Source organism: Hymenobacter segetis (genome assembly GCF_054776495.1).
Genome location: NZ_BAAHBV010000001.1, coordinates 345091 through 366786, shown reverse-complemented (window position 1 = coordinate 366786; position 21696 = coordinate 345091). Strand labels below are relative to the sequence as shown.

The following is a 21696-nucleotide window of genomic DNA, read 5'->3' as shown; positions in this document are numbered from 1 at the left end:
ACATCAAACTGACAAAGCGGACGCGATAAGGTCCTTCGCTGTGCTCAGGATGACAAACGGCAAAAAATGCTAACAATCCTCCAAAAAGAATTCAACGCCTTCCTGAACTCCCCCGTGGCCTACGTGGTGCTGGGGGTTTTCCTGATTGCGACCGGCCTGTTCGTCTGGGTTTTCCCCGATAGTAGCGTGCTCGACTACGGCTACGCCGACCTGCAAACGCTGTTCAATCTGGCCCCATGGATTTTCCTGTTCCTGATTCCGGCCCTCACCATGCGCACGTTTGCCGAGGAGAAGAAGGCCGGCACCATCGAACTGCTGCTGACGCGGCCATTAACCGACGGGCAGATTATTGGCGGTAAGTACCTGGCCTGCCTGCTGCTGGCGCTGCTGGCGCTGGTGCCCACGCTGCTCTACTACTACTCGGTATACAAACTGGGTAGCCCCGAGGGCAACATCGACTCGGCCGCCACGGTGGGTTCCTACTTGGGGCTGGCGTTGCTGGCAGCCGTGTTCGCCGCCATTGGCATTCTGGCTTCGGCCCTCACGCGCGACCAGATTATTGCGTTTCTGGTGGCCGTGGTGGGCTGCTTTCTGGTGTATTCGGGCTTCGATTCGCTGGCCTCAGTGCTGCAAGGCAGCTCGGCTTATTATGTTAGCCAACTGGGCATTGCAGCCCACTACCGCGACCTGAGCAAGGGCTTGATTGACTCGCGGGACTTGGTTTATTTCTTCAGCGTGGTGGCGGTGGCGTTGCAGGCCACGCGCCTGGCTTTACGGAGTCGTAACTGGTAATGGAAAATACGTTGACAAATTCGCCGATGGCCGCTCCGGTGCCGGCTTCCCGCAAGCAGCGCGACCTGCTACAGTTTGCTGCGGTAGTGGGTTTGCTGCTGCTGTTCAATTTCACGGCCCAGCGCTTCTTTTTCCGGCTCGATTTGACCGAGGAAAAGCGCTACACCATGTCGGACGCGACCAAGAAGCTGCTGCGCGACCTCAAGCAGCCGGTCACCATCACGGTGTACCTCACCGGCGATTTCCCGCCCGCCTTCCGCCGCCTGGAGCAGGGCGTGCGCGAAACCCTGACCGAGTTCCAGGTCTACGGCGGGGCCAATCTGAACTACATTTTCATCGACCCCAGCGCCGGCAGCACCGAAGCCGCCCGCAACGCCTTCTACCAAACCCTCTTCAAAAAAGGCCTGAAACCCACCAACCTCGGGGCCACCGAAAACGGCAAGCGCGTCGAAAAAATCATTTTCCCTTACGCCGTGGTGAGCGTGGGCGGACACGATAAATCAGTGCTCCTGCTACGCGGCAACCAAGCCGCACCAGCCGAGGTGCGCCTCAACCAAAGCATCGAAGGGCTGGAATATGAACTGGCCAGCACCATCCGCACGCTGGTTCCGGCCCTGCGCAAGCGCATAGGTGTAGTGGAAGGCCACGGCGAGCTCGACAACGTGCAGGCCGGCGACATGCTCGGCAGTTGGCAGCAGCAGTACGACGTGCTTCGCGTGACGCTGAGCAAGGTGAAGGACAATGACCTGAGTACGCTCGATGCCATCGTGGTGGCCCAGCCAAAAACGCCCTACTCGGAAGACGACAAGTTCAAGCTCGACCAGTTCATCACCCAGGGCGGCCGGGCCATGTTCTTCGTCGATGCCCTGCGCGTGGACCTCGACAGCGTGGCCCGCAACGGCGTGGCGCTGGCCACGCCCTACAACCTCAACCTCGACGACCTGTTCTTCAAATACGGCCTGCGCCTGAACCAGAACCTGCTCCTCGACCTCAACAGCGGCCAAATTCCGCTCGTGACCGGCATGGACGGCAACAAGCCCAAAATAGAGCCCATGCCCTGGCAGCTCTACCCGCTCATCAACAAGTTCAGCCCCCACCCCATCACCCGCAACCTCGACGCGGTGTACCTGAAATTCACGGGCAGCCTCGATACAGTGAAGGCCACCGGCATCCGCAAAACTCCGTTGATGACCACCTCGCGCTACACCCGCGTGCTGCCCGCCCCGGTGCCCATCAACTTCAACGACGCCCGCCTCGAACCCAACCCCAAGCTCTACCAGAAGGGTTTCCAGCCGGTGGCCTACCTGCTCGAAGGCCAGTTCACCTCGCTCTTCGCCAACCGCGCCCGGCCCGGCACCCTGCAGTTTCAGCCCGAAAAGCCGGCCAATGCCAAGCCCAGCAAAATCCTCGTCCTCTCCGATGGCGACTTCATCCGCTCCGAAGTTGACCCCAAAACCGGCAATCCCTACCGCCTGGGCTTTGACCGCCTCGCCAACACCGAATTCGCCAACCGCGAGCTAGTCCTGAACGCCACCGACTACCTGCTCGACGAAACCGGCCTCATCGCCGTGCGCGGCAAGCAAATCACCCTCCGCCCCCTCGACAAAGTGAAGCTGGCCGAACAGCGCCGCCGCTGGCAGTTGCTGAACCTCGGTGCGCCGCTAGTGCTGCTGGGGGTCTTCGGGGCCGTGCGGGCCTGGCGGCGCAAGCGACGCTATGCGGGGTTTGCCGGGTAGCAACAAATCTTTAGATGCTCACTGTGTCAAATTGAATCGAAAAAGAATCAGAGCTTTTTGATGCCTGATACACCTTTGTCAAAGGATATTTTCTTCTGACAATGTCTTTTATCTTTTCACTTGTTACTTCTTCACACTTGACACCAAGGTAAACGGCCTTCATTGTTGAAGCATCAAAATGCTTTTTCCTATCATTCTGGCTGACAAGGCCGTCAGCAATACACCTCATTTCTTGTTCGTATTTCCAGTCCAATGATTTTGTGAAAATCATATTAGCAATGGCATCATCTGCCTGATTGTGAAAGTTCAGCTTGACTAGCATTTCTGAATAGCATACATCTAATGGATGGATGCCATAAGGATTCTCGCTATCAGAACTGAATTCCAAACAGAAACCACGGTGGCTATTCGCATAATGTGCCCACATCAATATAGAGTCATTGATTCTGGAGAAACAGCATACTCCAATGTCCTTGACTCGCTGTTTAAATCGTTCGACAGCTCTTTTATTGAAGTCCGTATTAGTACGGCTGGAAAAATCTACTAAGTCAAGTGAGCAATCGAATGGGTCATTGAAATAGGAAGGTGGAGACAGGTAAATGTACCCATCTTCTAAGCTAGAAAAATGATGGTCTTGTGTCCCGAAATACTTGAAAAAGGTTTTGGGGTGGCCAATTTTCCTCCTAATGTATTCGAGCTTTTGAAACGTTGTTGCATCTCGGCTACTTACTTCAAGAGTTGATGAAGAAGCTCTTTTACCACCGTTCAGAATTCCGTCTACAATATCTAGTTGCTCTACGGAGAGTTTAGTTGTCGGCTTGTTTTCGACGTAATGTCCCCTACCAGCTAATGCGTCTGTGATTTCCTGCATCGACACATTCAAATCCTTCGCGGCCTGTTGGAGTCTTTTCGGGTATTGCATTGGTAGAAAATGTTACTTCGTCTTGAAAAGTTAAGTCGAAGTTCAGAATGAGCTACCGATTATTCTGACATCAGTTTGTCTGTCCTGCTCATTCCATTCTCCCTGACCGCGCCCCTTCCAAACCCCAACCGCACCCCCTATCTTTGCCCTCCCTAATTCCTAGCCCTAGCCTCGCACCATGAAATTCATCGTATCATCCTCCGCGCTGCTCAAGCAGCTGCAAAGCATCAACGGCGTGGTTACGAACAACCCCGTGGTGCCCATTTTGGAGAACTTTCTCTTTGAAATTGAGGCCGGTAAGCTCACCATCACCGCCTCCGACCTGGAGACGAGCATGATTACCGAGCTGCCCGTGGAGGCCCGCGACACCGGCCGCATCGCCGCGCCCGCCCGCATCCTGCTCGATACCCTCAAGAACCTGCCCGACCAGCCCGTCACCTTCACGCTGGACGAGGAAACCTATACCATCGAAATCAGCTCCTCGAACGGCCGCTACAAGCTGGCCGGCGAGAATGCCGCCGACTTCCCCCGCGTGCCGGTGGTGAAGGGCTCGGCCCCGATTGAGATGCCCTCCTCGTCGCTGGCCCGCGCCATCAACAAAACCATCTTCGCGGTAAGCACCGACGAGCTGCGCCCGGCCATGACCGGCATCCTCGTGCAGCTGGCCGACTCGCAGGTGACCTTCGTGGCCACCGACGGCCACCGCCTGCTGCGCTACCGCCGCCAGGACGTGGGCGCGGGCCAAACCGCCAACCTCATCATCCCGCGCAAAGCCTTCAACCTGCTGAAAGGCACGCTGCCCTCGGAGGCCACGCCGGTGAAAATCGAGTTCAACCAGAGCAACGCCTTCTTCTCCTTCAACCAGATGCGCCTCGTGTGCCGCCTGATTGACGAGCGGTACCCGGACTACGAAAACGTGATTCCGGTGAGCAACCCCAACAAGCTCATCATCAACCGGTCGGAGCTGTTGAATTCGGTGCGCCGCATCAGCATCTACTCCAACAAAACCACTCATCAGGTGCGCCTGCGCCTAGCCGGCTCCGAGCTGGTGGTTTCGGCCGAAGACCTCGATTTTAGCAACGAAGCCAAGGAAACCCTCACCTGCCAGTACGACGGCGAGGACATGGAAATTGGCTTCAACGCCCGCTTCCTGCTCGAAATGCTCTCGAACATCGACTCCGAGGAAATCACCCTGGAGCTGAGCACACCCAACCGCGCCGGCCTGCTCATGCCCACCACGCCGGATGACAACGAAAGCATCCTGATGCTGGTGATGCCGGTGATGCTGAACAACTACGTCTAACTTTTTGCCTCCAAAACTGTCATCCTGAGCGTAGCGAAGGACCTTATCACCACCGAACGACAGCCGTTCTGATTTGGTAAGGTCCTTCGCTACGCTCAGGATGACACATTTTTACCCTCTATGAAAAAATCAGAAATACGCTTCAGCATCGCCCTCGACGACAACAAAGTACCTGAGGCCATCAGCTGGTCGGCCACCGATGCGGGGCCGGATATTCACTTCGCCAAAGCCATCAACATCGCGCTGTGGGACCGGGAGCAAGCTGGTACCATGAAAATTGACCTCTGGACCAAGGACATGCCCGTGGACGAGATGAAGCGCTTCGTGGTCGACAACATTGGCTCGATGGCCGAGAACATCGTGACGGCTACCGACGACAAGGAAATGGCCAACAAGATGCGCGCGCTTTGCAAAGAGCTGTCGGAATACCTGGATAAGCAGGAACAAACGCAGGAGCGCCTGTAACACAGGCTCTAGCTTGTGCATGCTAGAACAGAAGTCCCATAAAAAAGCCCTGCCGGATATATCCGGCAGGGCTTTTCATATTTAGGCGCAAGCCAAAGCGTGCGCTACAATTTATCGGGCATTGCGGCCAAGGTTGCCAGCGGGGCGGTTGGTAGGCCGGGTACTAGTTGGGGCAATAGAAGCGTCGTTAGCACGGGCCGGCGACGGGTTCTGTATCGAATTGGTAAGCAAAATGCTGGCCGACTGGCTGGCGAAATCCCGGTCAGTCTTATTGTAGACACCACGGGAGCCGAAGTAGCTGCTGTATTGGTCATTGCTAAGGAAGGCCTGGAATTCCTGGTCCCGCTCTTTGCAGACACCGTTGCACTGCTCATCAATCAGCCGTTGGTTACCAGCGTTTTTGCGCTCGATGGCCGCCATTTTGGCAATTTTATCGGCATTCACGGCGCGGAGCTTGGTGGCCTGGTAGTTATTGAGGTGCAGGTCGCGCACCATCTGCTCGCTGAGGCGGTCGGCACGGGCTTGCACGGGGTTGAGGCGGGGGCTGGACTGGGTTTTGTCCTGCACGGCCACGGTGCTATTGGGCCCCTGCTGGGCGGCAGCAGAACCGGCCAGAAGCGCCAGCAAAAGAGAAGCAAAAGCAGTTTTCGTCGTCATCGTCGTAGGGGTTTCAGTTGCACACTTACGCAAGGACCGGGCCAGCCCTGAGCGGCGCAGTCACCGATTTCAACGCAAAAAAGCGCGGCACGGTTCGGAATTATCGTCCCTGAATTACCTCAACGCTATATTCTACCACTTATTTTTCCACATCATCGACTCTACCGGCTTATCGGTTTTGTCGTTGTATTTGGCGTTTTCCTTGCGATTGTAGAAGGTGTTTACATCGCCCTGCACCGTGAAGTAAATCAGTTGGCCGATGGGCATATTTCGGTACACCCGCACGGGCATCGACACGCTGATTTCCAGCGTCCAATGGTTGCAAAAGCCCACGTCGCCCTTTCCGGCCGTGGCGTGAATATCGATGCCAAGGCGGCCCACGCTGCTCTTGCCTTCGAGGAAGGGCACAGTGGCGTGGGTTTCGGTGTATTCCTGCGTCACGCCGAGGTAAAGGCGGCCGGGCTGGAGCACGTACCCTTCATCCTCAGGGATTTCAAAAGTATCAATCTCGTTGTGCTTGCGGGCGTCCAGCACCTCATCGCGGTAGGTGGCGAGGTACTTGCCGAGGTGCACATCGTAAGAGTTGGTGCCCAGGCAGCTGCGGTCGTAGGGCTCGATAACGATGGTGCCTTTTTCGATTTCCGCGAGGATTTGCTGGTCGGTAAGAATCATTGGGGATTGTTAATTCCGGTTAAAAAGAACGTCATGCTGAGCGCAGTCGAAGCATCTCTATTGCGCAAGTAATTCGTTTACTGCTGCGGTAGAGATACTTCGACTGCGCTCAGCATGACCGAATTATTGGCGCATGTGATAAAAGTCGCCACACGATTTTAGTCGTCGTCGTGGCGGTACGGGCCGGCGGGCTCGCCTTCGGTTTCCTCGTCTTCGTCGTCCTCGTACCGGTCTTCGCGCAGGCCGCCAGGGTTGCGGTTGGGCCGCAGGCGACTGGCGAAGCTGCGGGGCTCTGGTTCAGGCTCCGGCTCGGCGCTGAGGTTATTGATGCGGCGATTCAGCCCGGGCAGCACGTTGGTAATGAGGTGGAAGAGCATCCCAGCACTGGCTAGGCTCAGCAGCAGGGTGAGGTAGTCGAGCCAGTCGTGGTGCGGGGCGGGGCCGGACGGCATCACGGGGGCGCTGGTGAGCGGGGCCTCGTCGTCGGCTGTAGCGGCGGGCGTGGTTTCCGGCTGGGGGCCGTCGGTGTCGTTGGTGGTGAGCGGGGCGGTGACGGGGGCTTCGGGCTGAGCGCCGTTATCGGCAACGGGCACGGTGGGGCCAGCGGCCGCGCCGGAGTCGTTGAACTGGGCGCTGGCCTGCTGAATGAGGCGCTGCTCGGCCCGGATGAGCGACACCCGCTCATCGCGCGGCAGGTTGTGAATGAAGAACTCGAAGTTCTTATCCAGCAGTACCGATTTCAGCTGTTTATCAAACTCCGCCAGCGTGAGGGGGCCGTTGCCGAAACGGTTTTTATACCGCTCGGCAATGCCGTTATAGTTCAGAAACAGCTGCTTGAGCGCCTTGTTGTCGCCGAAGCCATCGAAGGCGCGGCGGGCGGCGGCGGTGCGTAGCGTGAGCGGAAACTTGCCCCGGGTGAACGACTTATCGTACACCGTTTCCATGGTGCGGAAATTCAACTCATCGACGGTTTTATCGAAGAGGCGCTTGTTGGCCTGAGCGGGCGTTTCGGCGTGGGCAAACGCCGCAAATAACAAAAGCAGGCTTAGCAGACGGAATTTTAGCATTGGGCAAAGGTCGCAGATTTAACGTGCGTTACAAGCTGTGAGCTTCTTTCAACGATTCGCGGCAGGCGGTCAGGTATTTTTCCACCATCTCATCGGTGATGGCCGTGGACACAAACAGCGCTTCGAACTGCGAGGGCGCGAGGTAGATGCCCCGGTTCAGCATAGCGTGGAAATAGCGGCCGAACGCGGCGGTATCGCAGTGTTTGGCATCGTCCAGATTATTCACCGGCTTATCAGTGAAGAATAAGCTGAACATGGAGCCCACGCGATTCACGGTGTAGTTCAGGCCAAGCTCGGCGGCAATCTGGCGGGTACCGTCAGCGAGGCGGGCGCTGCTGGCTTCAAGGGCAGTGTAGAGCTCGGGGTGCTCGTGCAGATAGCGGAGCTGGGCCATACCGGCGGCAGTAGCCATGGGGTTGCCGGAGAGGGTGCCGGCCTGGTACACTTTGCCGGCCGGGGCTACGCAGTTCATGATGTCTTCGCGGCCGCCGTAAGCGCCTACGGGCAGGCCGCCGCCGATGATTTTGCCCAGCGTCGTCATGTCAGCTTTGATGCCGTAGAGCTGCTGCGCGCCGCCCGGCGCGAGACGGAAGCCGGTCATCACCTCATCGAAAATGAGCACGATGCCGTGCTGGGTGCACAGGTCGCGCAGGCCTTGCAGGAAACCTTCGGCGGGAATTACCAGGCCCATATTGCCCACCACGGGCTCCAGGATGAGGGCCGCCACCTGGCCGGGATTGGCGGCGATGAGGGCTTCGACGGCGGGCAGGTCGTTGTAGGGCGCGGTGAGGGTATCCTGGGCCACGCCCTGGGTTACGCCGGCCGAGTCGGGCTCGCCGGCGGTGAGGGCACCGCTGCCGGCGGCAATCAGGAAGGCGTCGCCGTGGCCGTGGTAGCAGCCTTCAAACTTGATGATTTTGGCGCGGCCGGTATAGCCCCGCGCGGCGCGGATGGCCGACATGCAGGCCTCCGTACCGGAGTTCACGAGGCGCACTTTTTCAATGCTGGGCACCATTTCGCGAATCAGCTCGGCCATTTCGACCTCGCGGTGCGTGGGCGCGCCGAAGCTGAGCGAGTTGGGCAGGGCGGCGCGAACGGCATCAAGCACCACCTCCGGCGCGTGGCCGAGAATCATCGGCCCCCAGGAGTTGATGAAGTCAACGTATTGGTTGCCGTCCACGTCGGTGAGCCAGGCCCCGTGGGCGCTCTGCATGAAAACGGGCGAGCCGCCTACCGAGCGAAAGGCACGCACCGGCGAGTTTACGCCGCCAGGAATGAGGGTTTTGGCACGTTCGAAAAGGGCAGCGGAAGTGGTGAGGTTGAGCATGAAAGTGATTTTGTTGAGTCGGTTCAGAACGTCATGCTGAGCGCAGCCGAAGCATCTCGCTCGCTTCGTTGCACTCGTAAATTGATTACTGCTGCACGCGAGATACTTCGGCTGCGCTCAGCATGACGTTTTATCAATTGTAAAATGGTCTAGCGCATCACCTGATACTCCAGGCCGCTGAGCTTGACGATGGGCACCACCTGGTTGTCGTGCGCGCCGCCGGGATAGCTTTCGCCTTCAAAGATGGCCCCCGTGGCCTGCGGCGCGGTGGACAAACCAGTTTGAAACGCCGGGCCATACTGAAACAGCACGTTGCCGAAATACAGCAGCATTTCAAAGCCCTGACTGGCGAAAAGCGACGGCGGCAGGTGCTGGCGCTGCAAATACAGCTGCCGGAATCGGCGGAAGCCCAGCCCCTGCTCGTCGTAGTATTTGGGCTGGATGAAGTAGGTGGCGGGGCCGTTGAGCTGGCTCACGTCGAGGCGCGGGTTATCGAGCCAGGAGCCGGGGGCCAGCACGCCAGGGCGCGTGGCAGCGGGCTGCTGTTGCACCAGCCGCAGCGCGTAGGGGCCAATGCGGCGGTTATCGGACACGACCACAACGTGGCTGGCGGCGGCCAATTCCGGCCCGGCGAAGGCGGCGGCGAGGCTCTCGTCCACATCGGGGTTGAAGCGGCGCAGGGCGCTGATTTTGCCACCCTGCTCCTCAAACGTGGCTTTGTAGGCGGTGGCGAAGTCGGCGTCGTCCTTGCTGTCTTCGTACAGCACGAGGCCCGGTCGGCCGGCTCCGAAGGCATTGAGCGCGAACTGCGCCGCCACCCGCCCCTGCGTGGCCGAGCTGGGCGCAAACAGGTAGTGCCAGGGGTTATCGAGCACCAAATCGCCATCCTGCGAGAGCGGATTGACGCAGATAATCTGGTGCTCGCGGGCGTAGCGGCCCAGCAGCTTGGCCCCCGATTTATAGACCGGACCGATGAGCATGTCCATACCGGCCAGCTCGGGAAGGGCCAGGGTTTGCTTCAGGGTGAGGGTGTCGGCCCCGGTGTCGTAGGCGAAAAGCTGGATGGGTCGGCCGGCCCGCTGAAGGCTGTCCTGGGCCAGGCGCAGGCCGGCGTACAGGTCGGTTACGAACTGGTTTTTGCGCTGGGTCTGCCAGCTGGGGTCGTTCAGTTCGAAGGGCAGCAGCACGGCCACGTTGTAGCTGGTTTTCTTCACCGAGACAGGCCGGGGGCGCGGCGTGTAATAGGCGCGGTCGAAGCTGAACTTGGCAATCAGCTCGTCGAGCTGGGGGCGGTCGGCATCGGTGAAGGCCCCGCCGGCGATGAGGTGGTCGGCGTAGGCGCGGGCCAAGGTGATGTCGTCAGGGTAGCGGCGCAGGTTGCGCTGCCAAGTGTTGCGCTCCTTTATGCGCGGCAGATAGGCAGCCTTCATGGCCTCGCGCTCGGCCACCAGCTTATCGGGTGGCAGCTGGGTTAGGGTTTTGAGCGCCGTATCGAAATCCTCCTGCTCAAAGGAAACCTGCGCTTGCAGAAACAGCGCATCGGGCATATTCGGGTAAGCCGGGTACTCGGTGCGGAGCAGGTTGAGGAGCTGCTCAGCCTCGGGCCACTGCTTGAGGCGGGCGTTGGCCACGGCGGCCAGGTAGGCGGCATCGGCGGCGCGGGCGAAGCGGGCGGTGGGCTGCGCGAGGGGCTCCAACTGCGCGAGGGCGGCGGCGTAGTTGCCCTGATCGAGCTGGGTTTTGCCGCTGCGGTAGCGCACGCCGGCTTCGGCGGGCGGCACGGCGGTGGGCTTGGGTTTAGTGGGTTGGGGCTTAGCAGGCTGCGGCTTGGCCGGCTGAGTGGTAGCCGGCGCTGGCTTGGCTTGCGGAGCGGTGGCCGGCTTAGCAACTGGCGGCCTGGCAGCTGGCGCAGGGCTGGCCGGCTGGGGCTTACCCGGCGTTTGGGCCAGCGCGGGGCTGGTGAGCAGCAGGCCGGCTGCCAGCCACCGAAGCGACCGCCGCAGCGAAGGAATAAACGTCATTGAACCAGAAAACACGCTTGCCCCTGTGGTAAGCAGTGCAAAATTAGCCATAAATGCCGGGGGCGGGCACGCAGCCCGCCGGGCGGCGCGTTGTCGTTTGGCCGGAATTGAAATAACCATTGCCCGGCGCTTCGGCATTAACTTTAACCTTATGCAAGCAACCACCCTTTCCAGCCAGCCCTTCACCCGCGCCCGGCTCACGCTGGTGTTCGTCCTGGCCGCGTCCGTGGCCCTGAGTGTCCTGCTGGTGGCGGGCCGGGTGCTGATGACGGGCCGCCTCACGTTCCTCTTTCTGCTCTGGAACCTGTTTCTGGCCGTGGTGCCGTTTGCGCTCAGCACCATGCTGGGCACGGCTAAGGGGCCGTTGCGGGCGCGGATGCTGGTGCCGGTGGGCGCGGCGTGGCTGCTGTTTTTCCCCAACGCGCCCTACATCCTCACCGATTTATTCCACCTCGATACCCGCCCCGGCGTGCCGCTCTGGTACGATTTGGCCCTGATACTGAGCTGCGCCTGGAACGGCCTGATGCTGGCCTACGCCTCCCTCTCCGACATGCAGCGGCTGGTGCAGCAGCGCCTGGGCTTCGGGGCCGGGTGGGGCTTTGCCACGGTGGCGCTGCTGCTCAGCAGCTTCGGCATCTACCTGGGCCGCTACCTGCGCTTCAACTCGTGGGACGTCCTCACCAACCCGCTCACGCTGTTTTTTGATATTGTGAACCGGATTCTGCACCCCTTTTCCTTCCCCGGCACGTGGGGCGTGACGCTGGTTTTCGGGTTGTTTTTGATGGTGGGCTACGGCACGGTGCGGCTCATGGGACGCACGCACGAGCAATAGTCGTCGTCGGTGGCTTAATGTAGAGACGCATAGTTGTGTCTCGTCGGCCGCGCCATTTCCACGTCATCGTTCAGCGACGAGACGCAATAATTCGTCTCCACATTACTTGTGTGCGCTGGCTACGGTAATCCAATAGCACAGGCCCGGCAGCCCCACCAGCAACCCCAGCGTGACAGGCAGCGTCCACGCCCCCAGGGAATCGGCCCGGCCGGTGGCAGTTTGGGCGGTTTGAAACACGAGCAGCAGAAACATCAGCACCATTCCGATTCTCAAGCCCCGGGCCATCCGGATGGCGGCGCGGTACTGACCCAGCGCATTGGCGGGCGTGATGGTGACAGGGTAATTCAGGGCGTGGGGGAATTTGCTGAAGGCCGTTACAATGGCCGTCATCGCCGCAAAAAGCCCCGTGGCCACCAGCGGCAGCATCAGGATGCTGTCTTTTTTGCCGTAGTGGTCGGGCACGCCGGCCGCGTCGAAATGAATGGGAATCGTATTGGGCAGGTGGAAAAAACTCCAGACGGTGAAGCCCCAAAGCAGGGCCAGCGCCCCCCAAGCGAGCAACTCTGCAGCCTTATCTGCCGGAGTTGGGGGCACGTCAATTTTCGGTCTTGCTTCCATTCTTTGGCTATAAACTGACCTGCCTTTTCTTCCTGAAGCATTTATCGCGGCAGTCAGCTTTTCATTACCAAAGGTGTTCAGGAATTGGCCGATGCGGCCAGGATACGCAGCGTTTTTTCATCCTGAACCCCGCCATAAAACTTATCCAGCACCTGCTGAAAAACCGGGCTGGCACCCAACGACGCAAACAGCGTCATCGAAGACTTCAGCTTCAGGTCATCCGGGCTGCCGAAAATAGCGTGGGCATCACTGGATGCCAGCCCAAGTAGCACCTGGCATATTTCCAGCAGCCGGGCACCCAAAACGGGATGCGACAAGTAATCCCTCGCTTCCTGAGCATCGACTAGAGCGTAGAACTGCGCCCATTCGCTGTTACCCAGCCCTTGGATTTGGGGAAAAACGTACCACATCCAGTGAGTCCGTTTGTGGCCGTTGCGTATTTCGGCCAGTGCATCACGGTAGTTGCGGTCCTGCGCGTCGGTGAATCGGTCCAAGTTGTCTTTCATAGGAAGCTAATTGGCTGTGCCCAGGATAAATATGGTTTGAGCAGCGGGGTGGCCACTTCGCTTGGCCGCGCCATAGGTTACTTCTACGATACATGCGCTCGCATCAGCCAAGCAGCGACTTGCAAACCGGCTGGCGCGGTCAGTCAGCAGCCGCGCCGTAGCTTCGTCCCAAGGGCACAACGCTACTCCCAAGCCCTCATTGAAGCATGACCAAACGCATACTCGTCGGCCTGCTGGCCCTGCTGCCCGGCCTGGCCCTGGCCCAGCGCCACACACCCAAGCCCACGCCGTCCAAAGTGGCCGGCCCTTATTTCCAGCAGGAAGTCAATTATTCCATCGATGTAACGCTCGATGACAAGACCAACTTCCTCACCGGGCGCGAGGAACTGACTTATATCAACCACTCGCCACAGGCCCTCACCTTCATCTGGTTTCACCTGTGGCCGAATGCTTACAAGGACAACTCCACGGCTTTTGCGAAGCAGCAATTGCGCGACGGCAAGCGCACGTATCAATTTGCGCCAGCTGAGGGGCGGGGCTTTATCGACGGGCTCGATTTCAAGGTGAATGGCCAAGCGGCCAAGCTCGAATTCGACCCCAAAAACGCCGACATTGCCAAGCTGGTGCTGCCGCAGCCGCTGGCGGTGGGGGCCAGCGCAACCATTAGCACGCCGTTTCGGGTGAAGATTCCGGCGTCGTTTTCGCGGTTTGGGCACGTGGGGCAGAGCTACCAGATTACGCAGTGGTACCCCAAGCCGGCGGTGCTGGACCGGCGCGGTTGGCACCCCATCCCCTACCTCGACCAGGGCGAATTCTACTCCGAATTCGGCTCGTTCGACGTCACCATTACCCTGCCCACCAACTACACCGTGGGGGCCACCGGCGAGCTGCAAAACCCCGACGAGCGCGCCCGCATGGACGCCCTGGCCGCCACCGCCGCCGCCAAGAAAACCGCCCAGGATTTCGGCACCGACCTGAAATTCCCGGCTTCCGACGCCACCACCAAAACCCTGCGCTACAAGCAGGACCGCATCCACGACTTTGCCTGGTTTGCCGATAAGCGCTTCAACGTGCTGAAAAGCGGCGTGATGCTACCCTCGGGTCGCACCGTCACCTCGTGGGTTCTCTTCACCAACAAAGAGGCCACGAAGTGGATAAAGGGCCTCCAGGACGTGAACGACGCCCTCACCTATTACTCGAAATGGGTGGGAGAGTACCCCTACTCGGCCGCCACGGCCGTGGATGGTGCTCTGAGTGCCGGCAGCGGCATGGAGTACCCGATGGTGACCGTAACCATGCCCAGCGCCATTGTGCACGAGGTGGGCCACAACTGGTTTTATGGCATTTTGGGCTCGAATGAGCGGGATTTCCCGTGGATGGACGAGGGCGTGAACACCTACGTGGAAGGCCGCGTGAGCGAGCTCGACACGGTGAAGCCCGGCGGCTTCATGGGCTTTGCCCAGAGCCCGCGCATCGCCCGCACCTTCGGCCTTGAGAAGCTGCCCCGGTCGGCTTTCGACCAAGTGCCCTACCAAGCCCTGGCCAGCCGGGGGCTCGACCAGCCGGTGCAGGGCCCCTCCTCGGCCGATTATACCACGCTGAACTACGGCATTGTGGTGTACCAGAAAACGGGCTCGCTCCTGAAGTACCTGGCGGGCTACCTGGGCCAGGAGAAGTTCGATGCCGCCATGCACCTCTACTACGAGCGGTGGCAGTTCAAGCACCCCTACCCCGAGGATATGCAGATGGTGTTTGAGGAAAGCACGGGCCAGAAGCTGGGCTGGTTTTTCCAGGGAATGATGACCAATACCCAGCACTACGATGCGGATTTGCAGACCCTGGCCAGCTTCAACGACTTGGTGAAGGTGCTGGTTCGCACCGATTCGCCCACGCCTTGGGCCGTGCCGGTATCGTCCGTCGATGCCAATGGCAAGGTGCTCGAAACGCTCTGGACCACGCCCTTCGGCAACACCGACCCCAACGCCGAGGAGGAAGCCACCAGCCAGCTCAACTTCAAGCGCGCCAACGTGGCCGCCCTCGTGGTGGATGCCAACTACGTCACGCCCGAACTCAACCGCCGCAACGACCGCCTCACTGTGGCCGACCATCCTTCGCGCTTCACCCCCATTCGCCTGCGGCCGCTGGCCAGCGTGGAGCGCTGGGACAAGGCCACCATCAGCTGGCTGCCAGTGTTAGGGGCCAATACCTCCGATAAATTCATGCTTGGCGCGGCGTTCTATAATAGCCCGCTGGCCCCCAAGCGCCTGCAATACCTGGCCATGCCCATGTACAGCTTCAGCCGGAATGAGCTGAATGGCATCGGTCAAATCCAGCTCAACGTGCTGCCGCAGCACTTCTCGCGGCAGGCAACTATTGCCATGAGCGTGCAGCGTTTCGAGCGCTACGTTAAATATGAGCCGAGTGTGAGCTTTGCGTGGCCCCACGCGCCGGGCGCGGCCCCGCAGCAGCGCCTCACCGTGGCCAACACCATTGTGGCCGATGAAGACCGCAACCGGACCGGTGTGTTTCAGGCCGTGGACTACCGCGTGAGCCACGCCAACGGCCTGCAAGGCTGGAGCGCCGCCGTGGATTTGAACCGCATGATTGCCAGCAGCGCCGACGATGCCAACAACCGCCAGGCCTTGCTGCTACGGGCCAGCACCAGCTATTTCCGTTTCTACTCACCCAGCCGCAAAGTGCAGGTGCGCCTGTTCGGCGGCCGGTTTCTACAGCAGCCCAGCAGCCCCGAGTTCGTGCTCGGCCTGAGCGGCAGCCCCGACTACCGCCGTCAAACCGCCTTCCTCGACCGCCAGCAGATATCGCACGGCGTCACGGCCCAGCTCCACCAGACCGACGACCGCGACGGCGCCTTCAAAGGCTTCCTGCCCGTGGCCGATACCAAGTGGCTCAGCACCCTCAACCTGCAAGCCGATTTGCCGGTCACGCGCCTCGCCGTCTTCGCCGATTTCGGGGCCACCCACGACTATTTCCGCACCAGCGAATCGACCACCCGCACCGCCCAGCGCCTCTATTATGATGCCGGCCTGGTGGTGCCCGTGGTGCGCGATATCTTCAGCTTCTACCTGCCCGTGGCCGGCTCGCAGTACGCCAACGGCTTCCCCGCCAGCCGCCAGGATTTCACCGACCGCATCCGGTTTGTCCTGAATCTGAACACGCTCAACCCCTTCCGGCAGCTCGATGAGCAGCTGGCGCGGTAATTATTATTGTCATCCTGAGCGCAGCGAAGGACCTTGTCACGTTTGAGCGGCTTGTTCTGGCGTGATAAGGTCCTTCGCTGCGCTCAGGATGACAGAATAACATTCTTTTCCCTACGCACTCCATGCCCGCTTCTATGCTTTGGCCCCGCCTGCTCTCGCAGCGCCGCTTCCCCGACCAGCAGCTGCCGCCCGCCAGCGCCGCCCCCGTACGCGGGGCCTTCGTGCAGGACTACGACCGCGTGGTGTTCAGTTCCGCGTTCCGGCGCTTGCAGCGCAAAACCCAGGTGATGCCCCTGCCCGAAACCGATTTCGTGCACACCCGCCTCACCCACTCGCTCGAAACCGCCGTGGTGGGCCGCTCGCTGGGCCGCCTCGCCGCCCGCCACTTAATGGAAGCTGATGCCGAACTAGCGGCCCAATTGCCCAACCTCGACCAGGACTGCGGCGACATCGTGGCCGCCGCCTGCCTGGCCCACGACATCGGCAACCCGCCCTTCGGCCACTCCGGCGAGGACGCCATCAGCAGCTACTTCCTCAGCTCCGCCGCCGCGCCGTATCTGGCGCAGCTCAGCGCCGCCGAAATCGCCGACTTGCAGCATTTTGAGGGCAACGCGGCCGGTTTTCGCATCCTCACGCACACCTACGCGGCGCACAGCACCGGCACCGCCGGCCTGGGCCTCACCTACGCCACGCTGGGCGCGTTCACCAAATATCCCAAGCCCAGCCTGGTGTCCGAGGCCGCCAAAGTGGGCGGGGCTTCCGAAAAGAAATACGGCCATTTCCAGACCGAAGGCGCCCGCTTTCAGCACGTCGCCGCCGAACTGGGCCTGCTGCCCAAAGATGCCGCCGCTGGTTTCTACCACCGCCACCCGCTGGCCTTCCTCGTCGAAGCTGCCGACGACCTCTGCTACCGCATCATCGACTTCGAGGACGGCCTCAAGCTCGGCCTCATCGCGCCCGAAACCGGCCTGCCGCTGCTCAAACGCATGCTCAACGACCCCGCCGGCCGCGTCGGCAGCGTGCAGTGGCACGACTGGCGCGAGGAGCTGGGCTACGTCCGTGCCCGCCTCATCGGCAAGCTGGTGAACGAGCTGGCCGCCCTCTTCGCCCACCACGCCCCCGCCATCCTGCGCGGCGAGTACGACCAGTCCCTCATCAAAGAACTCAGCTGCTGGGCCGATTTGCAGGAAGTGCAGCGCCTGAGCATCAACCAGCTCTACCGCAGTCGCCCGGTCCTCGAAATTGAAGCCGCTGGCTTCGAAGTCCTCGGCGGCCTGCTCGATGCCTTCCTCTGCGCCGTATTTGATAAAAGCCAAGGCCACCGCAGCCGTAAGCTGCTCCTGCTACTCCCCGAGCAATTCCGCGCCGAAGGCCACCAGGCCCACGTCTCACCCTACGAGAAAATACTCCTGCTCACCGATTTCGTGGCCGGCATGACCGACCAGAACGCGCTGAGTTTATACAAGACGATTAAGGGGATTGAGCTGCCGAAGGGGTTTTAGTAGGTGGCGTCGTAAGGATATTGAATCAAGTGCATCACAAAGAGGAGCATCAATAAAATGATGCATATCAGCGTGAGCATAAACCAACCCCATTTTAAGGCAAATTTCCAGCGCATCTGCCCGGGAGCAGGTTTGTGCCCCGGCCAAGTCAACCAAGCACAGAAGGCCAGAAAGAGAATAAGCCCGCCCAAAAGCAAGAAATGAGAGTTCATTTTTACCGGCTTTCTGGGTTATGAATTTATTTCCCCCTCATGCAGCGCCACCAGATTCTCCAGCAGCGACTCCAGCAGCTTGCGCCCTTTCCACACTGATTTCAGTTTGGCCCGAATCTGCTCCGCCGTTTGCACAAATTCCTGCTCCTCGGCCTGCTCGTGGTCTTCATCAGCCATAAGCTGCTCCACCATCGGCACCGTCATCTCAGGGTGAAACTGCAGGCCAATCACCCCATCGCCCCACACAAAGCCCTGCGTAGCCGTAGCCGCCGACATCCCCACCCGCAAGGCCCCCGGCGGCACCGTAAACGTATCCACATGCCAGTGCAGCATGGCTGCCTTTTCGGGCCACCCGCGCAGCAGCGGGTGCTCCAGTGACTTCGCCGAAAACCGCACCGTCCAGAATCCGATTTCCGGCGCGTGGTTGGGCCGCACCTCGCCGCCCAGCGCCTCGGCCACCAGTTGCGCCCCCAGGCAAATAGCCAGCGTAATCTTCCCCGCCCGCAGCGCTTCACGGATAAACGCCTTCTCCGCGCGCAACCACGGCAGCTTGTCCTCATCGTGCACGCTCATGGCCCCGCCCAGAATTAGCAGCCCATCGAAATCAGCCAGCGCCGGGAATGCCGGGTTGGGCTCGAATAGCTTGGTGAACGTGAGTGAGTGGCCGTGCGCCGCCAGCCAGTCGGCCGCGTGGCCGGGGCCCTCGGCAGGCATGTGTTGGAGGCAGTGGAAGCGCATAATTTCTGTCGATTTTGGGTAATAAATCAGAACGTCATGCTGAGCGCAGCTGAAGCATCTCTACCGCGCAAGCAATCCAATCGAAAGGATTTGCTATTGCGGGAGAGATGCTTCGACTGCGCTCAGCATGACGTTCTTTTAAATTCAGGAAGAGCGTTTACTCCCACTCAATCGTCGCCGGCGGCTTGCTCGAAATGTCATACACCACGCGGTTAATCCCCCGCACTTGGTTGATGATTTTATTGCTCACCTCGGCCAGAAACTCATAAGGCAAGTGCGCCCAGTCGGCCGTCATGCCGTCCACGCTGGTCACGGCGCGCAGGGCCACCACTTGCTCGTAGGTACGCTCGTCGCCCATCACGCCCACGCTCTGGATTGGCAGCAGCATGGCACCTGCCTGCCACACATGGCTGTAGAGGTCGTGCTTTTTGAGCAGGCTGATGAATACGTCATCGGCGCGCTGGAGCAGCTGCACCCGCTCGGGCGTGATGTCGCCGAGGATGCGGATGCCCAGGCCGGGACCGGGGAAGGGGTGGCGGTTGAGAATGTCGGCGGGTAGGCCCAGAGCGGCACCTACCTCCCGCACCTCATCCTTGAAGAGCATGCGCAGCGGCTCCACAATTTTCAGGTTCATGTCATCGGGCAGGCCGCCCACGTTGTGGTGGCTTTTGATGGTCACCGACGAGCCGTGTACCGACACCGACTCAATTACATCGGGATAAATCGTGCCCTGGGCCAGCCACGCGGCTCCCTGCACCTTGTGCGCCTCGCGGTCAAACACCTCAATAAACGTGCGGCCAATGGCTTTTCGCTTGCCCTCCGGGTCGCTGATGCCCGCCAGCGCGGCGTAGAATTCCGGCGCGGCGTTCACGCCGGTCACGTTCAGCCCGAGGCCTTCGTAGGCTTTGAGCACGTTGGCAAACTCATCCTTCCGCAGCAGGCCGTTGTCCACGAAAATGCCGTGCAAACGCGGGCCGATAGCACGGTGCAGCAGCAGCGCCGCCACGCTGCTATCCACCCCGCCCGAAAGGCCGAGAATCACTTGGTCATCCGGACCGATGGTGTTTTGCAGGGCCGTCACGGCCGAATCCACGAAGTGGTCGGGCGTCCAGGTCTGGGCGCACTGGCAGATGTCGACTACGAAGTTGCGCAGCAGCAGCTTGCCCTCCGTCGAGTGCGTCACCTCGGGGTGAAACTGGATGCCATACGTGTCCTGGCCTTCAATTTTGAAGGCGGCCACCGCCACTTCCGGCGTGCTGGCGATGATGTTGTAACCGGCCGGCAGGCGCTCAATGGTGTCGCCGTGCGACATCCAGACCTGCGATTCCAGGTGCATTTCGGCCAATAGCGGCGATGCGACATCCAGCGACGACAGCCGCGCCCGGCCATACTCGCGGATGGTGGCGGGCGTCACCTCGCCCCCGCCCTGCTGGGCCAGCAGCTGCGCGCCGTAGCACACGCCCAGCACCGGCACCCGGCCCAGGATGTGGCTCAGGTCGGGGTTGGGCGAATCCGCATCGCGTACCGAGCACGGCGAGCCGGAAAGAATAACGCCCCGAATATCATCACTGAGGACGAGGTTCGGGGCGTGGGTGTAGGGGTGAATTTCGCAGAACACATGCAATTCGCGAATGCGTCGGGCTATCAATTGCGTGTACTGCGAGCCGAAATCAAGGATGATAAGTCGTTCCATGGTGCAAAGGTAGGGAGCAGATAGAACGATAAAACTCCCCTCCTTAAAAAAGGAGGGGACGCTGCCGCATTGCGGCAGCTGGGGTGGTTGTGTCCGTTGAACGATGGTTGAACGATGGCAGAAAGCCAGCCGCAGTAGTTTTTTCAATAATTTTTCACGGCTCATACATCAGTCGTTCAACGAGTACAACCACCCCAGCTGCCGCAGGGCGGCAGCGTCCCCTCCTTTTTTAAGGAGGGGAGTTGTCGTTCGGGCGCTTTCCTGCCTATCTTTGCATCGGCAAGTCAGAACGACCAGCTCCCGCTGAACTCCCCCAGGACCGGAAGGTAGCAAGGGTAGGTGGTTGTAGCGGTGCGATTTTGGCTTGCTTTTTTTTGCCCTTTCTGGTCGGCCCCGGCGCTGCTCTGTTCCGCAATTTTGGCGGGCGAATGAGTAGCTTTGGGGCCGACTTTTTTACTCCCCAACCGCATGAAATTCTTCATCGACACCGCCAATCTGGCCGAAATCCGCGAAGCCGTGGAGCTGGGCGTCCTCGACGGCGTGACTACCAACCCTTCGCTCATGGCCAAGGAAGGCATCCGCGGCATCGACAACGTGATGGCCCACTACCGCCAAATCTGCGAGTTGGTGGACGGCGACGTGTCGGCCGAAGTCATTGCCACCGATTTCGACGGCATCATCCGCGAAGGCGAGGAGTTAGCCGAGTTGCACCCCAACATCGTGGTGAAAGTGCCCATGATTAAGGACGGAGTAAAAGCCATCAAGTACTTCTCCGACAAAGGCATCAAGACCAACTGCACGCTGATTTTCACCGCCGGCCAGGCCCTGCTGGCCGCCAAAGCCGGCGCAACTTACGTCTCCCCTTTTGTGGGTCGTTTGGACGATATTGGCCACGATGGCCTGCAGCTGGTGGAGCAGATTGTGCAGATTTTCAGCAACTACGGCTACCCCACGGAGGTGCTGGCCGCGTCAGTGCGTCACGTGCCGCACCTCATTCAGTGCGCCGAAATCGGGGCCGATGTGGTGACCTGCCCGCTCAACGTTATTATGGCGCTGCTGAACCACCCGCTCACGGACAAGGGTTTGGCAACGTTCCTGGCCGACCACAAGAAGGTAAATTCGTAGTGTTGTAGCGCATGCTTTAGCTTGCGCCCGGTTGAAGATTATCGGCCATCCAAACGCGCAAGCTAAAGCATGCGCTACACACCATGTACATCATCAAAGTAAAAGGCAAGGCCAAAATTCCCGACTACATTCAATTGCGGGACGAAGCCTTTGTGCTCATTGCCTATTTCCGGGCCGACCGGCCGCTGAAGGACCTGCACCGCTACGGCCTCGAAGGCAAGGAAACGGAGTTGGCCGCCGTGATTTCGGGGCTGGAGTTTGGCAAATTGCGTCCGTTGAGTTTGTAACTG

General features: G+C 60.1%; 20 protein-coding genes and 1 other RNA gene. 10 read left to right on the top strand and 11 right to left on the bottom strand.

The window, feature by feature from the left end:
• The first annotated feature begins 66 nt into the window (after positions 1–66).
• Both gldF and gldG read left to right on the top strand, forming a co-directional pair.
• The gene (gldF, locus tag ACYU70_RS01615; protein ID WP_342295827.1) at positions 67–792 is read left to right on the top strand and encodes a gliding motility-associated ABC transporter permease subunit GldF; all 726 of its coding nucleotides are present in this window, start codon (positions 67–69) and stop codon (positions 790–792) included.
• Positions 792–2528, top strand: a complete 1737-nt coding sequence (gene gldG / locus ACYU70_RS01610) for a gliding motility-associated ABC transporter substrate-binding protein GldG (RefSeq protein WP_342295825.1) — start codon at positions 792–794, stop codon at positions 2526–2528. The genes gldF and gldG overlap by 1 nt, the downstream gene beginning before the upstream one ends.
• Before the next feature lie 10 nt (positions 2529–2538).
• On the opposite strand, the gene ACYU70_RS01605 is transcribed toward gldG, so the two are convergent.
• The gene (locus tag ACYU70_RS01605; protein ID WP_342295823.1) at positions 2539–3450 is read right to left on the bottom strand and encodes a DUF2971 domain-containing protein; all 912 of its coding nucleotides are present in this window, start codon (positions 3448–3450) and stop codon (positions 2539–2541) included.
• 178 nt (positions 3451–3628) lie between these two features.
• On the opposite strand from ACYU70_RS01605, the gene dnaN reads away from it, so the two are divergent.
• Positions 3629–4753 (top strand): DNA polymerase III subunit beta, encoded by a 1125-nt coding sequence (dnaN, locus tag ACYU70_RS01600; protein WP_342295821.1) that lies wholly within the window; start codon positions 3629–3631, stop codon positions 4751–4753.
• A gap of 120 nt (positions 4754–4873) precedes the next feature.
• Positions 4874–5218, top strand: a complete 345-nt coding sequence (gene gldC / locus ACYU70_RS01595) for a gliding motility protein GldC (protein ID WP_342295819.1) — start codon at positions 4874–4876, stop codon at positions 5216–5218.
• A gap of 111 nt (positions 5219–5329) precedes the next feature.
• On the opposite strand, the gene ACYU70_RS01590 is transcribed toward gldC, so the two are convergent.
• The 5 genes from ACYU70_RS01590 to ACYU70_RS01570 form a co-directional block, all read right to left on the bottom strand.
• Positions 5330–5875 (bottom strand): hypothetical protein, encoded by a 546-nt coding sequence (locus ACYU70_RS01590; RefSeq protein ID WP_342295818.1) that lies wholly within the window; start codon positions 5873–5875, stop codon positions 5330–5332.
• A gap of 132 nt (positions 5876–6007) precedes the next feature.
• Positions 6008–6547, bottom strand: coding sequence for a dCTP deaminase (gene dcd / locus ACYU70_RS01585; protein ID WP_342295817.1), 540 nt, complete (start codon positions 6545–6547; stop codon positions 6008–6010).
• 158 nt (positions 6548–6705) lie between these two features.
• Positions 6706–7614: a hypothetical protein gene (locus tag ACYU70_RS01580; protein ID WP_342295816.1), complete on the bottom strand. Its 909-nt coding sequence runs from the start codon at positions 7612–7614 to the stop codon at positions 6706–6708.
• Positions 7615–7642: 28 nt separating this feature from the next.
• The gene (gene hemL / locus ACYU70_RS01575; RefSeq protein WP_342295815.1) at positions 7643–8941 is read right to left on the bottom strand and encodes a glutamate-1-semialdehyde 2,1-aminomutase; all 1299 of its coding nucleotides are present in this window, start codon (positions 8939–8941) and stop codon (positions 7643–7645) included.
• Positions 8942–9090: 149 nt separating this feature from the next.
• Positions 9091–10962 (bottom strand): ABC transporter substrate-binding protein, encoded by a 1872-nt coding sequence (locus ACYU70_RS01570; protein WP_342295813.1) that lies wholly within the window; start codon positions 10960–10962, stop codon positions 9091–9093.
• A 151-nt stretch (positions 10963–11113) separates the two neighbouring features.
• On the opposite strand from ACYU70_RS01570, the gene ACYU70_RS01565 reads away from it, so the two are divergent.
• Positions 11114–11794, top strand: coding sequence for a DUF1361 domain-containing protein (locus ACYU70_RS01565; protein ID WP_342295811.1), 681 nt, complete (start codon positions 11114–11116; stop codon positions 11792–11794).
• 102 nt (positions 11795–11896) lie between these two features.
• On the opposite strand, the gene ACYU70_RS01560 is transcribed toward ACYU70_RS01565, so the two are convergent.
• Both ACYU70_RS01560 and ACYU70_RS01555 read right to left on the bottom strand, forming a co-directional pair.
• Positions 11897–12412 carry an SdpI family protein gene (locus ACYU70_RS01560; protein WP_342295809.1) on the bottom strand — a complete coding sequence of 172 codons (516 nt, stop codon included), beginning with the start codon at positions 12410–12412 and terminating at the stop codon, positions 11897–11899.
• Between the two features lie 77 nt (positions 12413–12489).
• On the bottom strand, positions 12490–12918 hold the full coding sequence (locus ACYU70_RS01555; protein WP_342295807.1) for a DUF1810 domain-containing protein: 429 nt from the start codon (positions 12916–12918) through the stop codon (positions 12490–12492).
• Between the two features lie 206 nt (positions 12919–13124).
• On the opposite strand from ACYU70_RS01555, the gene ACYU70_RS01550 reads away from it, so the two are divergent.
• On the top strand, positions 13125–16136 hold the full coding sequence (locus ACYU70_RS01550; protein ID WP_342295805.1) for a M1 family metallopeptidase: 3012 nt from the start codon (positions 13125–13127) through the stop codon (positions 16134–16136).
• A gap of 122 nt (positions 16137–16258) precedes the next feature.
• Entirely contained in the window at positions 16259–17638 is a 1380-nt protein-coding gene (dgt, locus tag ACYU70_RS01545; RefSeq protein WP_342295803.1) for a dGTP triphosphohydrolase, read from the top strand.
• Here dgt and ACYU70_RS01540 read toward each other — a convergent pair.
• The 3 genes from ACYU70_RS01540 to guaA all read right to left on the bottom strand — a co-directional run bounded on the left by ACYU70_RS01540 (position 17635) and on the right by guaA (position 20281).
• Positions 17635–17850, bottom strand: a complete 216-nt coding sequence (locus tag ACYU70_RS01540) for a hypothetical protein (protein ID WP_460615871.1) — start codon at positions 17848–17850, stop codon at positions 17635–17637. The two genes, dgt and ACYU70_RS01540, sit on opposite strands and share 4 nt — an antisense overlap.
• A gap of 18 nt (positions 17851–17868) precedes the next feature.
• The gene (locus tag ACYU70_RS01535; RefSeq protein WP_342295802.1) at positions 17869–18564 is read right to left on the bottom strand and encodes a type 1 glutamine amidotransferase; all 696 of its coding nucleotides are present in this window, start codon (positions 18562–18564) and stop codon (positions 17869–17871) included.
• Positions 18565–18745: 181 nt separating this feature from the next.
• Positions 18746–20281: a glutamine-hydrolyzing GMP synthase gene (gene guaA, locus ACYU70_RS01530; protein WP_342295801.1), complete on the bottom strand. Its 1536-nt coding sequence runs from the start codon at positions 20279–20281 to the stop codon at positions 18746–18748.
• A 276-nt stretch (positions 20282–20557) separates the two neighbouring features.
• Here guaA and ffs point away from each other — a divergent pair.
• The 3 genes from ffs to ACYU70_RS01515 all read left to right on the top strand — a co-directional run bounded on the left by ffs (position 20558) and on the right by ACYU70_RS01515 (position 21693).
• Positions 20558–20655: signal recognition particle sRNA small type (gene ffs / locus ACYU70_RS01525), an RNA gene on the top strand.
• Positions 20656–20749: 94 nt separating this feature from the next.
• A complete protein-coding gene (gene fsa, locus ACYU70_RS01520) occupies positions 20750–21406 on the top strand; it encodes a fructose-6-phosphate aldolase (RefSeq protein ID WP_342295800.1) in 657 nt (218 codons plus the stop codon).
• Between the two features lie 83 nt (positions 21407–21489).
• Complete coding sequence (locus tag ACYU70_RS01515) at positions 21490–21693, top strand: fructose-6-phosphate aldolase (protein WP_208174678.1); 204 nt, start codon at positions 21490–21492, stop codon at positions 21691–21693.
• Positions 21694–21696 lie beyond the last annotated feature (3 nt).

What these genes read in the sequence shown, in the direction of transcription:
- guaA (WP_342295801.1), bottom strand. Translation starts at nt 20,281, where the DNA reads ATGGAACGACTTATCATCCTTGATTTCGGCTCGCAGTACACGCAATTG.
- gldG (WP_342295825.1), top strand. Translation starts at nt 792, where the DNA reads ATGGAAAATACGTTGACAAATTCGCCGATGGCCGCTCCGGTGCCGGCT.
- ACYU70_RS01590 (WP_342295818.1), bottom strand. Translation starts at nt 5,875, where the DNA reads ATGACGACGAAAACTGCTTTTGCTTCTCTTTTGCTGGCGCTTCTGGCC.
- dnaN (WP_342295821.1), top strand. Translation starts at nt 3,629, where the DNA reads ATGAAATTCATCGTATCATCCTCCGCGCTGCTCAAGCAGCTGCAAAGC.
- ACYU70_RS01535 (WP_342295802.1), bottom strand. Translation starts at nt 18,564, where the DNA reads ATGCCTGCCGAGGGCCCCGGCCACGCGGCCGACTGGCTGGCGGCGCAC.
- gldF (WP_342295827.1), top strand. Translation starts at nt 67, where the DNA reads ATGCTAACAATCCTCCAAAAAGAATTCAACGCCTTCCTGAACTCCCCC.
- fsa (WP_342295800.1), top strand. Translation starts at nt 20,750, where the DNA reads ATGAAATTCTTCATCGACACCGCCAATCTGGCCGAAATCCGCGAAGCC.
- ACYU70_RS01515 (WP_208174678.1), top strand. Translation starts at nt 21,490, where the DNA reads ATGTACATCATCAAAGTAAAAGGCAAGGCCAAAATTCCCGACTACATT.
- hemL (WP_342295815.1), bottom strand. Translation starts at nt 8,941, where the DNA reads ATGCTCAACCTCACCACTTCCGCTGCCCTTTTCGAACGTGCCAAAACC.
- ACYU70_RS01560 (WP_342295809.1), bottom strand. Translation starts at nt 12,412, where the DNA reads ATGGAAGCAAGACCGAAAATTGACGTGCCCCCAACTCCGGCAGATAAG.
- dgt (WP_342295803.1), top strand. Translation starts at nt 16,259, where the DNA reads ATGCCCGCTTCTATGCTTTGGCCCCGCCTGCTCTCGCAGCGCCGCTTC.
- ACYU70_RS01605 (WP_342295823.1), bottom strand. Translation starts at nt 3,450, where the DNA reads ATGCAATACCCGAAAAGACTCCAACAGGCCGCGAAGGATTTGAATGTG.
- gldC (WP_342295819.1), top strand. Translation starts at nt 4,874, where the DNA reads ATGAAAAAATCAGAAATACGCTTCAGCATCGCCCTCGACGACAACAAA.
- ACYU70_RS01570 (WP_342295813.1), bottom strand. Translation starts at nt 10,962, where the DNA reads ATGACGTTTATTCCTTCGCTGCGGCGGTCGCTTCGGTGGCTGGCAGCC.
- dcd (WP_342295817.1), bottom strand. Translation starts at nt 6,547, where the DNA reads ATGATTCTTACCGACCAGCAAATCCTCGCGGAAATCGAAAAAGGCACC.
- ACYU70_RS01565 (WP_342295811.1), top strand. Translation starts at nt 11,114, where the DNA reads ATGCAAGCAACCACCCTTTCCAGCCAGCCCTTCACCCGCGCCCGGCTC.
- ACYU70_RS01580 (WP_342295816.1), bottom strand. Translation starts at nt 7,614, where the DNA reads ATGCTAAAATTCCGTCTGCTAAGCCTGCTTTTGTTATTTGCGGCGTTT.
- ACYU70_RS01555 (WP_342295807.1), bottom strand. Translation starts at nt 12,918, where the DNA reads ATGAAAGACAACTTGGACCGATTCACCGACGCGCAGGACCGCAACTAC.
- ACYU70_RS01550 (WP_342295805.1), top strand. Translation starts at nt 13,125, where the DNA reads ATGACCAAACGCATACTCGTCGGCCTGCTGGCCCTGCTGCCCGGCCTG.
- ACYU70_RS01540 (WP_460615871.1), bottom strand. Translation starts at nt 17,850, where the DNA reads ATGAACTCTCATTTCTTGCTTTTGGGCGGGCTTATTCTCTTTCTGGCC.